Origin of the sequence: Geodermatophilus chilensis (assembly GCF_002802985.1) — a bacterium.
In the GTDB taxonomy this organism is placed as follows: domain Bacteria; phylum Actinomycetota; class Actinomycetes; order Mycobacteriales; family Geodermatophilaceae; genus Geodermatophilus; species Geodermatophilus chilensis.
Window position 1 is genome coordinate 1 of the sequence record NZ_NVPT01000001.1, and the last position, 12,046, is coordinate 12,046.

Sequence of the window (12,046 nt, forward strand, 5' to 3'; positions counted from 1 at the left end):
CCCCCGCGGTGTCGGCCGACGACCAGCCCGTCGGCCGACACCGCGGGGGCGGGCTCGGGCGGGCGGCGTGGTCCGGCGCGGCGGGCGGACGGACGCACCGTCCCGCCTCCTGACCTGGTCGCACGATCGCGGGTGGAGCCGTCGCGGGCGACCACGGTCCCCCCTTCGTCTGGGTCACGAACTGGCCTCGGCCCGTGGCGTCGATGTGACGATCACCACACGGCCGCTTTACCGTCAGGTGAACCGGGCACACCAGGCAGGCCTCCAAACCCGGGGGGGACCAGCCTGGTCAGCGGTTCCGCACCGGGAGGAACGATGCACCCACTCAGCGACCCGGAGTCCGATCCAGCGTCGCACACCGGCGCGGTGGGGCCGGGAGCGCCACGGCACCCCGTGCGCTCGCTGCTGACCCTCGCGACGCTGACCGGCGGACTGACCGAGCTCGCCCTCGTCGGGGCCCACGCGCTGATCTACCCGCTGGGCACCCGCACCGAGCGGCTGCGCCCCGACCCGCGGTGTCGCCCCGGTGAGCAGCCGCCCGCGGTGCGCGCCCTGTTCGCTGCGGACCCGCTGGCCGCCCGCGTGCCCGTCGTCCTCGTGCACGGCCTGATCGACAACCACTCGGTGTTCGCCGTGATGCGGCGCAGCCTGCGCCGCCGCGGGTTCACCTCCGTCTGCTCCTGGAACTACAGCCCCCTGCTGGCCGACGTCGCGCGGGGTGCCGCGGACCTCGGTGCGCACCTGGAGCGCGTCTGCGAGCAGACCGGGCACGAGCGGGTGCACGTCGTGGGGCACAGCCTGGGCGGCCTGCTCGCCCGCTACCACGTGCAGCGCCAGGGCGGCGACCGGCACGTCGAGTCGCTGGTGACGCTGGGGACGCCGCACCAGGGCTCGGTGCTGGCACACCTGCTGCCCACCCCGCTGGTGCGCCAGCTCCGGCCGGGCTCGGCGGTGCTGCAGGAGCTCGCCGAGCCGGCGCCGGGCATCCGCACGCCGGTGACCGCGATCTACAGCGACCTCGACCAGGTCGTCCTCCCCACCAGTGCCGGACGGTGCGACCACCCGGACCTGCAGGCCCGCAACGTGCTGGTCCGCGGGATCGGGCACATGTCGCTGCCCTTCCACCGCACCGTCCTCGACGAGGTCGCCGCCACCCTCGCCGGCCGCCGGCGTCCGCAGATCGCGGCCCCGGCGCGGGCCGCCGTCGCCTGAGAAGGACCCTCCTGCCCCTACTGCTCGCAAGCTCGCGGCGGGACCCTGCAGGAGGGCCGCCCCCTGCCCCCGACCCTCGCAGGCTCGGGCCGGGACCTGCAGGGGCCGTCACCCCCGTCGCACCCGCCACACCGGTCGCGTGTGGCGGGTGGTCGTGCGTCGGGACACAGCCACTCCCGTCCCACGGGTCCCACCCGGCGCAGGCGTGTCGACACTCCCGTGTCGGTGACCCGTCGCGGAGCTGACTGATCGTTACGGTCCGATCACGGTGCCGGTACCCACCGGCGGACGTCCGCGGACGTCCCCGCCGCCGTCGCTCCCCCGACGGGTCGCCCCCGTGGCACCCGTGCGGGGAGGCGCTCCCGAAGAAGGTGCCCCGTGATCCGCTCGACCGGCCCCGCGCTGCTGGAGCGACCGCGCACCGACGACGGGGCCGCCACCGGCGCCATCCCGGCCGTCCCCGCCGCCGTCGAGCCCGCCGAGGCGCCGGTCGTGGCGACCCTCGACGCCGAGGAGACCGTTGCCGGCCGGGGTCGCCGCCTGCCCCGCCCGCCCGGTCGGCGCGGGCCGGTGTGGCTGGCCGCACTCGTCGCCGGCGCCGTCGTCGCCGCCCTGCCGAGCACCCTCGGCAGCGACACGACCGGGCTCCCCGTCAGCGCCGCCGACTACGGCCTGGGCGTCGCCTCCGACGTCGGCTTCAGCGGCGACCTGGAGGACGCCGGCGTGCGCCGCGGCATCACCGAGGCCGAGGCCCAGGCCCGGCTCGGCGAGCTCGCCGCCTCCCGCGCCGCCCGCGAGCCGAAGACCGTGCTGCCCACGCAGGGCCGGCTCACCACCTGCTTCTGCATGCGCTGGGGCACCATGCACTACGGCCTCGACCTGGCCGGGCCGCTCGGCACGCCGATCTACTCCGCCACCGACGGCGTCGTCATCCGCGCCGGCCGCGCTTCCGGTTACGGCAACGCCGTCTACATCCAGGACCCCGACGGCAACGTTCACGTCTACGGCCACATGCGCTACTACGACGTCGAGGCCGGCGACATCGTGCACGCGGGCGACCAGATCGCCAAGATCGGCAACGAGGGCCAGTCCACCGGCCCGCACCTGCACTACCAGATCCACCGCGGCGGCATGACCGGCCGCCCGATCGACCCGCAGGAGTGGCTCGCCGAGCACGGCGTGGTCATCTGACCTGTCGGCCTCCGGCCGACGACCGCAGCCAGGTGCCGTGCCCCTGCTGCGTTGAGCCCTACCTGCCGCTCGTCGGGGGAGCCCTCCGGGCCCCCACTCCTCACAGCACCTCGCAGGGCGGCTCCCCTCAGGCGTCGCGAGACTCGAGTGCCATCTGCCCGTGCCGCGGCTCCCTGACCCTCGTCGGGGAACCCTCCGGGCTCCCGCTCCTCGAGCCTAGAGCTTGACGAGCGGGGCGTAGCGGAGGACCAGGCGCTTGGTGCCGCCGGAGCCGAAGTCGACCGTGGCCTGCGCCTTGTCACCCGCGCCGTTGACCTCCACGACGGTGCCCAGCCCGAAGGCGTCGTGGCTGACCCGGTCGCCGACGTCGACGGAGATGACCGCCCGGTTGCCCGCGCCGCCGCGCAGCCCGCCGGTGGACAGCCCGGTGGCCGCCACCCGCTGCTGCGCCGACCGGTAGCCGGTGCTCGGTGCCGGCGTCGGTTCCTTGCCCGCCCACTTCACGGTGTCCGGCGGCAGCTCGTCGAGGAAGCGGGACGGCGGGTTGTAGGCCGGCTGCCCCCAGCTGGTGCGCACCGTCGCCCGCGAGATGAACAGCCGCTGCTGCGCCCGCGTGATGCCGACGTAGGCCAGCCGGCGCTCCTCCTCCAGCTCACGCGGGTCGCCCAGGGCGCGCAGGTGCGGGAAGACGCCGTCCTCCATGCCGGTCAGGAAGACGACCGGGAACTCCAGGCCCTTGGCCGTGTGCAGGGTCATCATCGTGACGACGCCGGCCTCGTCCCCGGCGACGGGGATCTGGTCGGCGTCGGCGACCAGCGAGACCTGCTCGAGGAAGTCGGTGACCGAGCCGCCGGGGTTGGCCGCCTCGAACTCCGCAGCCACGGAGATGAGCTCGTTGAGGTTGTCGACGCGGCCCTCGTCCTGGGGGTCGGTGCTGGCCTGCAGCTCGGCGAGGTAGCCGGTGCGGTCGAGGATGCTCTCCAGCAGCGCGGCCGGACCGGAGCCGGTCTCGGCCAGCTGCTCGAACTCCTCCAGCAGCGTCACGAACTCCTGGATCGCCTTGAGCGACCGCGGCGCCAGGGTGTGCACCTCGGAGCACCGGCGCAGCGCCGACCCGAACGCGATTCGCTCCCGGTCGGCGAAGGACTCGATGCAGGACTCGGCCTTGTCGCCGATCCCCCGCTTGGGCACGTTGATGATCCGACGCAGGCTGACGACGTCGGCCGGGTTGGCGACCAGCTTGAGGTAGGCCAGCGCGTCGCGGACCTCCTTGCGCTCGTAGAAGCGCACCCCGCCGACGACCTTGTAGGGCATGCCGACCCGGATGAACACCTCCTCGAACACCCGGGAGGCGTTGTTGGTCCGGTAGAAGACGGCGATGTCCTTGGGCTTCGCCACGCCGTCGTCGACCAGCGCGTCGATCTGCTCGGCGACCCAGGCGGCCTCGTCGTGCTCGTTCTCGGCGACGTAGCCCTCGATCAGCTCGCCGTCGCCGGCATCGGTCCACAGGTTCTTGGGACGGCGGCCGGTGTTCTTCGAGATGACCTGGTTGGCCGCCTTGAGGATGCGCTGCGTGGAGCGGTAGTTCTGCTCCAGCAGGATCGTCGTGGCCTGCGGGTAGTCGCGCTCGAACTCGTCGATGTTGCGGATCGTCGCGCCGCGGAAGGCGTAGATCGACTGGTCGGCGTCACCGACCACGCACAGCTCGGCCGGCGGCACCGGCCCCTCTCCCGTGCCGACCAGCTCGCGGACCAGCACGTACTGCGCGTGGTTGGTGTCCTGGTACTCGTCGACCAGCACGTGCCGGAAGCGGCGGCGGTAGTGCTCGGCGACGTCCGGGAACGCCTGCAGCAGGTGCACCGTCGTCATGATCAGGTCGTCGAAGTCCATGGCGTGCGCCTCGCGCAGCCGCCGCTGGTAGAGCCGGTACGCCTCCGCGAGCACCTTCTCCGGCGCCGTCCCGGGGACGTAGCTCTCCTCGTCGATGAGCTCGTTCTTCAGGTTCGACACCTGGGCGGCCAGGCTGCGGCCGGGGTAGCGCTTGGCGTCGAGGTCCAGGTCGCGGGCGACCATCGTCATCAGCCGGACCGAGTCGCCCTGGTCGTAGATCGTGAACGACGACTTCAGGCCCAGCTTGGCGGCCTCGGCGCGCAGGATGCGCACGCACATCGAGTGGAACGTCGACACCCACATCGCCCGGGCGCGCGGGCCGACGAGCGCGGCGACGCGCTCCTTCATCTCCCCGGCGGCCTTGTTGGTGAAGGTGATCGCGAGGACCTCGCCGGGCTGCACGCCGCGGGCGCCCAGCAGGTAGGCGACCCGGTGGGTGAGCACCCGGGTCTTGCCCGAGCCGGCGCCGGCGACGATGAGCAGCGGGCTGCCCTCGTGGACGACGGCCTGCCGCTGCGGGCCGTTGAGCCCGGCGAGCATGCGGTCCAGCTCCCGGCCCACCGAGCCGGACGCGGAACGCTGGAGGGACGCGGTGCCGGGGAGGGCCTGCTGGACGCTGCTCATGACCACACCACTGTAGTTCGGTCGGGGAACACGGCCCGCCGCCGCGGACCGTCGTCCCCAGGGGTCGTGCTGGCCACCGCCGTCGACCCTGTGGCACACTCGCCGGCGTGTTGCTCGCCACCGTCAGCTTTTACTACGGCCACCGGGATCCGGTGTCCGTCACCGCTGGCTGAGCAACCGCCACAACAGACGCCCCGGGCCCGAGGAGCCCGGGGCGTTTCTCGTTCCCGGGGTCCGACGGCCACCGCCCCGCCCCGGAGGACACGATGACCGCGACTCTCCCCACCACGCCCGCCGCCGACGAGCGCATCGCCGAGCTGCGCGGGCAGATCGACGCCTGCGACGCCGAGATCATCGCGCTCGTGCAGCGCCGGCTGGCCGTGTCGCACGAGATCGGCGAGCTGCGCCGCGCCGCCGGCGGCACCCGACTCTCGCTGGCCCGCGAGCAGCAGGTGCTCGCCCGGTTCCAGTCCGCGCTCGGTCCGGACGGCGCCGCGCTCGGCATGATGCTGCTGCGCCAGGGCCGCGGCCGCCTCTGAGAGAGGTAGAAGGACCCCGTCCTCCTCACCGCTCGCAGGCTCGCAGCGAGCCTCTGGACGGGGCCGACGGGACCTTGCAGAGAGGACGGGGGCCTTCCACGGTCAGTCGCCGCGCTGGTCGGCCGGGGGGAAGTCCGCGTGGCGGTGCACCAGCCACCAGTCGTCCTCGATCCGCTTGTAGACGTGCGTGACCCGGATCGTCATGGGCCGGGCCTCGCCGCCGTCCACGCGCACCGTGCCGTGCTCGGAGCCGACCGTGTAGGCGAGGTCGCCGCTGATCTCGACCACCTCGTAACGCGGCACGAGCCCACCGTCGCTGAACCGGCTACCGACCCACTCGAAGGTCCGTGCGACGGCGTGGTGCCCCTTCTCGATCGGACCCCAGGCGTCGAACAGGGTCACGTCGGCGGAGTCGGCCCAGCAGGCCGTGTAGGGGCCGGGGTTCCCGGCCGCCATCGCCGCCAGCCCGGCGGCGACGCGCTCCAGAGCTCGGGACAGTGCGGCGTCCATGCCCCTCTCCCCCCACTCGGGTGTGCCGCCGAGCGCGCCCATCGCGGCACCGAGCGGGGCCAGCATGCGACCGGAGGCCCGGCCGCGGAAGGTGCCACCGACCCGGTCCCGGCCCGCATGTCACACCCGGGCGCGCCGTCCCGTCTCCATGTGCAGCACCCCACGGAGAGGACGACGACCATGGCCCGCATCCCGCTCGACCCGCCCCGCACCCGCCTCTACCGCCTCTACCGCCTCTACCGCCTCACCGAGTGGTACGCCCACCGGACCTACGGCGTCGTGCCCGACCCGCTCGCCGCCATGGCGCACCACCCGCGGGTCCTGCTCATCGACGTCCGCTTCGAGGCCTCGCTCGCCCGGTGGGACCGGCTGGACCGGACGCTGAAGTCCCTCGCCGTCATGGCCTCCGCGGTCTCGATCGGCTGCTCCTGGTGCGTCGACTTCGGGTACTGGATCAGCAGCCAGGAGGGGGTGGACCCCGAGAAGCTGCGTGCCGTGCCGCGCTGGCGGGACAGCGACGTCTTCAGCGACCTGGAGCGGCGGGTGATGGCCTACGCCGAGGCGGTGACGGCGACGCCGGTCGCCGTCACCGACGAGATGGTGGCCGGCCTGCGGCGCGAGCTGGACGACGCACAACTGGTCGAGCTCACCATGATGGTGGCCGTGGAGAACGTCCGGTCGCGGTTCAACAGCGCGCTCGGGCTGACCAGCCAGGGCTTCCGGGACCGCTGCGAGCTCCCGGCCCCGGCATGACCGACGTCCTGACCCCCTTCGACCGGCACCGGCGGCTGCTGTTCACGGTCGCCTACCAGCTGCTGGGCAGCGTCGCCGACGCCGAGGACGTGGTCCAGGACGCGTGGCTGCGGTGGTCGGCGACCGACCGGTCCGACGTCGCCGACCCGCGGGCCTACCTCGTGCGGATCACCTCCCGGCTGGCCCTGGACCGGCTCGACTCGGCCCGCAGCAGGCGGGAGAGCTACGTCGGTCCGTGGCTGCCGGAGCCGCTGCTCACCGGTCGGGACTCCGTCGCGGGTGCCCCTCCGCCACCGGACCCGGACGACGTGGCGGTGCTGGGAGAGCAGGTCTCGCTCGCCTCCTGGTGGTCCTCGAGACGCTGACCCCGACCGAGCGCGCCGTCTTCGTCCGGGAGGTGTTCGGGCTGCCGGCGGCGGAGGTGGCCGCGATCCTGGGCCGCGGCGAGGCCGCCGTCCGGCAGACCGCGCACCGGGCGCGCGAGCACGTGCGGGCCCGGCAGCCGCGCTTCGACGCCGACCGGTCGGCCCAGCGGGTCGTCACCGAGCGCTTCCTCGCCGCCTGCGCCGGCGGAGACGTCGAGGCCCTGCTCGCCGCACTCGCGCCGGACGTCGTCCTGGTGACCGACGGCGGGGGCAGGGCCAAGGCGGCGCTGCGGCCGATCGTGGGTGCGGGGAAGGTGACCCGGTTCCTGCTGGCGACCGCCGCCCAGGGGCTGTCCATCCCCGGCCTGCACGTCGAGGTCACCGACGTGAACGGTGCTCCCGGTGTCGTCGCGTGGGTGGGGGGTGCACCGTTCATGACGATGTCGCTGGTCCTGGTCGACGGACTGGTCGAGCAGGTGTTGATCGTGCGCAACCCGGAGAAGCTCACCGGCCTGCCGACGACGGCGACGGAGTCGACCTAGGCTCGCCCGGGTGACCTCCCCGCAGTCCCCCAGGCCCGCCGCCCACGTGGAGCGCGCGCTGTGCGTGCTGGCCCACCCCGACGACGTCGACTTCGGCAGCGCCGGCACCGTGGCCACCTGGACGGCGGCCGGCACCGAGGTCACCTACCTGATCGTCACCGACGGGGACGCCGGCGGGTTCGACGACACCCCCCGCGACCAGATGGGGCCGCTGCGGCGGGCGGAGCAGGAGGCGGCGGCCAAGGCGGTCGGCGTCACCGACGTGCGTTTCCTCGGCTACCCCGACGGGCGGCTGGAGCTCACCCTCGACCTGCGTCGCGACATCAGCCGGGTGATCCGCCAGGTGCGCCCGCAGCGGGTGCTGACCAGCTCGCCCGAGCGGATGTGGGACCGGATCGGCGCCAGCCACCCCGACCACATGACGGTCGGCGAGTCCACGCTGCGGGCCGTCTACCCCGACGCCCGCAACCCCTTCGCCTTCCCCGAACTGCTCGCCGACGAGGGCCTCGAGGCCTGGACGGTGTCCGAGGTGTGGCTGGGCGCCAGCCCGCGCGCCGACCACGTCGTCGACGTGACCGACCTCGTCGAGCTGAAGTTCGCCGCGCTCAAGAGCCACGTCACCCAGGTCAGTCACGTGGACGACCTGGAGGAGTTCGTCACCGACTGGATGCGTCAGACCGGGCGCCGCCTGGGCCTGCCCCCGGGACGGCTCGGCGAGGCCTTCCAGGTCGTCCACACCGCCTGACTCTCCTGGATCGCCTTCCGCGCGCGGAAGGCGATCCGGAACAGGTCAGAGCAGGCGGTTCGTGGCGGCCCAGCGGGTGAGCTCGTTGCGGTTGGACAGCTGCAGCTTGCGCAGCACGTTCGACGCGTGCGACTCCACCGTCTTCACCGAGATGAACAGCCGCGAACCGATCTCCCGGTAGGTGTAGCCGCGGGCCAGCAGCTGCATGACCTCCCGCTCGCGGGCGCTGAGCAGGTCCAGGCCGGGGTCGGTGGCCGGGTCCTCGGGCTGCGGGGCGGACGGCGTCGTCGCGGCGAAGGCGTCGAGGACGAACCCGGCCAGCCGCGGGCTGAAGACGACGTCCCCGTCGGCGACACGGGCGACGGCGTCCCGCGGGTCCGGCCCGGAGATGGTCTTGGTGACGTACCCGCGGGCACCGGCGCGGATGACCGCGATGACGTCCTCGGCCGCGTCGGACACCGACAGCGCCAGCCAGCGCACCGACGGCAGCTCGGCCCGCAGCGTCTCGAGCACCGCCCGCCCGCCGCCGCCCGGCAGGTGCACGTCGAGCAGGACGACGTCCGGCACGGTCGCCCGGATCCCCGCCACGGCGCCCTCGACGTCCGCGGCCTCACCGACGACGTCCACCGCACCGCCGAGCTCCGCCCGCACGCCCGAGCGCACCATCGCGTGGTCGTCCACGAGGTACACCCGGGTGCTCACGCGGCCACCTCCTGGCGGGGCAGGCACAGCTCCACCTCGGTGCCCTCCCCGGGTACCGACCGCACCGTCGCCGTCCCGCCCAGGCGGGTCAGCCGGCCGGTCACCGAGTCGCGCAGCCCACGCCGGTCGCCCGGCACCGCGGCCGGGTCGAACCCGGCACCCCGGTCGCGGACGAAGACGGCAACCCGCTGCGGGCTCACCTCGGTGTACAGGTCGGCGACGGTCGCCCCGGAGTGCTTGGCGGCGTTGACCAGCGCCTCGCGGGTGGCCGCGCCGAGGGCGGTGAGCGCGTCGTCCAGCGGGGCGTCGCCGACGACGACCGACTCGACGGTCAACGCATGGTCGGCCTCCACCTCGGCGACCACCCCGGACACCAGCGCCGCCCACGTCCCGCCGCCCACGGCCGCCGCCGGCTCGTAGAGCCAGGTGCGCAGCTCGCGCTCCTGGCTGCGGGCCAGCCGGGACACCGCGGTGGCGTCGTCGGCGTGCCGCTGGATGAGGGCGAGGGTCTGCAGCACCGAGTCGTGCAGGTGGGCGGCGACCGCGGCCCGCTCCTCGGAGCGCACCCGGGCGGTCCGCTCGGCCTCGCGGGAGGTGAGCAGCCGGCGCCACAGCGGCGCGGTGGCCAGCGCGACGCCGGCCAGGATGACCTGCGTCGCGGCGAAGCCGTTGCGGGCGTTGGCCAGCTGCCCGGTGGTCTTCAGCAGCAGCACCACGCCGACGACGCCGAGGAGCACGCCGCCGGCCAGCAGCCAGCGCACGCCCGGGCCGGCGAGCGTGCGGTCGGTGTCCAGCTGCCGCCAGATGACGGTCAGCCCCACGCCGACCAGCAGCAGCGGCAGGACCAGGTTGCCGCCGCCCCAGCTGCCGAGCTGCGTCACCAGGACGAGCGCGCCGAGGCCGAGCAACCCGAGGCCCAGGGTCTGCCGGCGGCTGGGCTCCTCGGCGCCCTCGTCGACGACCGGGGCGGTGTCCGCGTCGGCGACCGGCATGAAGAACCACAGCAGCGCGTAGGCCACGACGCCGATGCCGGTCGCGGCGAGCACGACGAAGGCCACGCGGACGACGAGCGGGTCGGCCCGCAGGTGCACCGCCGTCCCCGCGGCGACGCCGGCCAGCAGGCGCCCGGAGCGCGGGCGCACCAGGGGTGGCCGCACGGGCACGGGCAGGGTCGTGGTCACGGTGCCGATCGTCGCACCGGGACGGCGGTCCGCGGCACCAGGAACCACCCGGGTCGGTGGACCCGGGTCGGATGGGGGCGTTCCCTGATGGACCGCGTGCCCGGCCGCGAGCAGGGTCTGTGCCATGACATCCGCACCGCCTCCCGCTCCCCCGTCGGCGGACCCGCCGGCGGCCGCGTACGCCCCGCCGCCCGGGCTCCCGGTGCGGCCGCCGCTGCGGCGCAGCCGCAGCGACAAGGTCATCGGTGGCGTCGCCGGGGGCCTGGCCGACTACAGCGGCATCGACGCGCTGCTGTGGCGGGTCGGCCTCGTCGCGCTGGCGCTCGCCGGCCCCGGCGTCCCGGTCTACCTGCTGCTGTGGCTGCTCATGCCGAGCGGCCCGGCCGGGGACTCCGCCGCCGTCGCCCGCGCCCCCCGCGTCGCCGGCCCGCGGTCGCCGGTACCGGGGCTGACGCTGGCCGGGCTGCTCATCGTCGTCGGTTCGCTGGTCCTGCTCAGCCGGCTCACCGACTGGGACGTCGGCCCCCGCATCGTGCTCGGCACCGGGCTGCTGGTGGTCGGGCTCGGCCTGGTCGCCGCCGCCTTCTTCGGCGGGCGGACGGCCAGGGGCGGGCTGATCACGCTCGGCGTGCTGCTGTCGGTCGCGCTGGTCGCGGTCGCCGCCGAGCCGTGGCGGGCCGTCGAGGGCGGGGTCGGTGACCGCAGGTACGCACCGGACACCGTCGGCGAGGTGCAACCGGAGTACCGGCTCGGCGCCGGCGACCTGCGGCTGGACCTGTCCGGTGTCGAGCTGGGCGGCCCCGCCGGTCCGGTGACCACGCGACTGGAGGTCGGCATGGGCAACCTCGAGGTGCTCGTCCCCCGCTCGGCCGACGTCCAGGTTGAGGTGCAGAACGGGATGGGCGACGTCGACGTCCTCGATGTCGACTCGGACGGCGGCTTCTCCCGCGGGACCGGCTCCGCCTGGAGCGGGGACGACGACCCCGAGATCGTGCTGACCGTCAACCTCGGCATGGGCGACGTGGAGGTGGACCGTGCCTGACTACAGCGAGTTCCCGACGACCCCGACCGCCTGGCAGGAACAGCAGCTGAGGGACTGGCAGATCGTGACCCCGCTGGGGACCGAGGACCCGCCCCGGTCCGAGCGCCGCGGCGTCGACCTCACCGCCCTGGTCCCGGGACTGTTCTTCGTCGTCCTGGCGGTCGTGCTGATGGCCGGCGCGGTGCTGCCGGTCGGCCTGGTCACCGAGGGCGGCCTGCTGTGGCTGGTGCTGATCGGCGGCGGCGTCGCACTGCTGGTGTCCGAGCTACGCCGGGCCCGCCGCAGGCGCTGACCTCCCGCACACGAGGGCCCGGGGAGCGATCGCTCCCCGGGCCCTCGTGCGTCCACCCGCCTCAGATGAGGCCGTGGGCGTGCACCGCCTCGGCCACCTGGAGGAAGCCGGCCACGTTGGCGCCGAGCACCAGGTCACCGGGGCTGCCGTACTCCTCCGCGGTGGCGTGGCAGCGGTCGTGGATGCCCCGCATGATCGTCTCCAGCCGGGTCTCGCTGTGCTCGAAGGTCCAGCGGTCGCGGGACGCGTTCTGCTGCATCTCCAGCGCGGAGGTCGCCACGCCGCCGGCGTTGGCGGCCTTGCCCGGGGCGAAGGCGGTGCCGGCCTCGCGGAGCACCCGCACGGCGTCCGGCGTGGTCGGCATGTTGGCGCCCTCGACAACGTAGCGGCAGCCGTTCTGGACCAGCGTCCGCGCCGCGTCCTCGCCCAGCTCGTTCTGGGTGGCGCAGGGCATGGCG

Annotated in this window: 14 protein-coding genes; 9 read left to right on the forward strand and 5 right to left on the reverse strand. The window is 74.3% G+C overall.

Translation table 11 applies throughout. The features are described from left to right. Positions 1-393: 393 nt before the first annotated feature. Together CNO22_RS00005 and CNO22_RS29570 are read left to right on the forward strand one after the other, a co-directional pair. Positions 394-1,212: an esterase/lipase family protein gene (locus CNO22_RS00005; protein ID WP_232806680.1), complete on the forward strand. Its 819-nt coding sequence runs from the start codon at positions 394-396 to the stop codon at positions 1,210-1,212. Positions 1,213-1,590: 378 nt separating this feature from the next. Continuing rightward, entirely contained in the window at positions 1,591-2,403 is an 813-nt protein-coding gene (locus CNO22_RS29570) for a M23 family metallopeptidase (protein ID WP_100497335.1), read from the forward strand. A gap of 216 nt (positions 2,404-2,619) precedes the next feature. Here the strand turns inward: CNO22_RS29570 and pcrA are convergent, their stop codons facing one another. Further along, positions 2,620-4,917 (reverse strand): DNA helicase PcrA, encoded by a 2,298-nt coding sequence (gene pcrA, locus CNO22_RS00015; protein WP_100497336.1) that lies wholly within the window; start codon positions 4,915-4,917, stop codon positions 2,620-2,622. A gap of 266 nt (positions 4,918-5,183) precedes the next feature. On the opposite strand from pcrA, the gene CNO22_RS00020 reads away from it, so the two are divergent. Further along, positions 5,184-5,456, forward strand: coding sequence for a chorismate mutase (locus CNO22_RS00020; RefSeq protein ID WP_100497337.1), 273 nt, complete (start codon positions 5,184-5,186; stop codon positions 5,454-5,456). Positions 5,457-5,558: 102 nt separating this feature from the next. Here CNO22_RS00020 and CNO22_RS00025 read toward each other — a convergent pair whose 3' ends face one another. Further along, on the reverse strand, positions 5,559-5,966 hold the full coding sequence (locus tag CNO22_RS00025) for a YybH family protein (RefSeq protein WP_100497389.1): 408 nt from the start codon (positions 5,964-5,966) through the stop codon (positions 5,559-5,561). Between the two features lie 180 nt (positions 5,967-6,146). On the opposite strand from CNO22_RS00025, the gene CNO22_RS00030 reads away from it, so the two are divergent. From CNO22_RS00030 to CNO22_RS00040, 4 genes are read left to right on the forward strand one after another with little or no spacing between them, the layout of a single operon-like run. Further along, positions 6,147-6,719, forward strand: a complete 573-nt coding sequence (locus CNO22_RS00030; RefSeq protein WP_100497338.1) for a carboxymuconolactone decarboxylase family protein — start codon at positions 6,147-6,149, stop codon at positions 6,717-6,719. Next, positions 6,716-7,084 (forward strand): sigma factor, encoded by a 369-nt coding sequence (locus tag CNO22_RS28665; RefSeq protein ID WP_232806681.1) that lies wholly within the window; start codon positions 6,716-6,718, stop codon positions 7,082-7,084. The genes CNO22_RS00030 and CNO22_RS28665 overlap by 4 nt, the downstream gene beginning before the upstream one ends. Next, a complete protein-coding gene (locus CNO22_RS28670) occupies positions 7,066-7,626 on the forward strand; it encodes a sigma factor-like helix-turn-helix DNA-binding protein (protein ID WP_232806682.1) in 561 nt (186 codons plus the stop codon). The genes CNO22_RS28665 and CNO22_RS28670 overlap by 19 nt, the downstream gene beginning before the upstream one ends. Positions 7,627-7,636: 10 nt before the next feature. Further along, positions 7,637-8,371 carry a PIG-L deacetylase family protein gene (locus tag CNO22_RS00040; protein ID WP_100497339.1) on the forward strand — a complete coding sequence of 245 codons (735 nt, stop codon included), beginning with the start codon at positions 7,637-7,639 and terminating at the stop codon, positions 8,369-8,371. A 45-nt stretch (positions 8,372-8,416) separates the two neighbouring features. Here CNO22_RS00040 and CNO22_RS00045 read toward each other — a convergent pair whose 3' ends face one another. Together CNO22_RS00045 and CNO22_RS00050 are read right to left on the reverse strand one after the other, a co-directional pair. Continuing rightward, a complete protein-coding gene (locus CNO22_RS00045; protein WP_100497340.1) occupies positions 8,417-9,073 on the reverse strand; it encodes a LuxR C-terminal-related transcriptional regulator in 657 nt (218 codons plus the stop codon). After that, a complete protein-coding gene (locus CNO22_RS00050) occupies positions 9,070-10,254 on the reverse strand; it encodes an ATP-binding protein (RefSeq protein ID WP_100497341.1) in 1,185 nt (394 codons plus the stop codon). The genes CNO22_RS00045 and CNO22_RS00050 overlap by 4 nt, the downstream gene beginning before the upstream one ends. 124 nt (positions 10,255-10,378) lie before the next feature. Here CNO22_RS00050 and CNO22_RS00055 point away from each other — a divergent pair, with 124 nt between their 5' ends. Both CNO22_RS00055 and CNO22_RS00060 read left to right on the forward strand, forming a co-directional pair. Further along, positions 10,379-11,296 carry a PspC domain-containing protein gene (locus tag CNO22_RS00055; protein WP_100497342.1) on the forward strand — a complete coding sequence of 306 codons (918 nt, stop codon included), beginning with the start codon at positions 10,379-10,381 and terminating at the stop codon, positions 11,294-11,296. After that, entirely contained in the window at positions 11,289-11,588 is a 300-nt protein-coding gene (locus CNO22_RS00060; protein WP_100497343.1) for a hypothetical protein, read from the forward strand. The genes CNO22_RS00055 and CNO22_RS00060 overlap by 8 nt, the downstream gene beginning before the upstream one ends. 61 nt (positions 11,589-11,649) lie before the next feature. Here the strand turns inward: CNO22_RS00060 and CNO22_RS30330 are convergent, their stop codons facing one another. After that, on the reverse strand, positions 11,650-12,042 hold the full coding sequence (locus CNO22_RS30330; RefSeq protein ID WP_269799560.1) for a dehydrogenase family protein: 393 nt from the start codon (positions 12,040-12,042) through the stop codon (positions 11,650-11,652). Positions 12,043-12,046: the final 4 nt, after the last annotated feature.

Excerpts from the sequence above, each read along its gene's own strand:
- CNO22_RS00025 (WP_100497389.1), bottom strand. The coding sequence starts at position 5,966 with ATGGACGCCGCACTGTCCCGAGCTCTGGAGCGCGTCGCCGCCGGGCTG.
- pcrA (WP_100497336.1), bottom strand. The coding sequence starts at position 4,917 with ATGAGCAGCGTCCAGCAGGCCCTCCCCGGCACCGCGTCCCTCCAGCGT.
- CNO22_RS30330 (WP_269799560.1), bottom strand. The coding sequence starts at position 12,042 with ATGCCCTGCGCCACCCAGAACGAGCTGGGCGAGGACGCGGCGCGGACG.
- CNO22_RS28665 (WP_232806681.1), top strand. The coding sequence starts at position 6,716 with ATGACCGACGTCCTGACCCCCTTCGACCGGCACCGGCGGCTGCTGTTC.
- CNO22_RS00055 (WP_100497342.1), top strand. The coding sequence starts at position 10,379 with ATGACATCCGCACCGCCTCCCGCTCCCCCGTCGGCGGACCCGCCGGCG.
- CNO22_RS00030 (WP_100497338.1), top strand. The coding sequence starts at position 6,147 with ATGGCCCGCATCCCGCTCGACCCGCCCCGCACCCGCCTCTACCGCCTC.
- CNO22_RS00020 (WP_100497337.1), top strand. The coding sequence starts at position 5,184 with ATGACCGCGACTCTCCCCACCACGCCCGCCGCCGACGAGCGCATCGCC.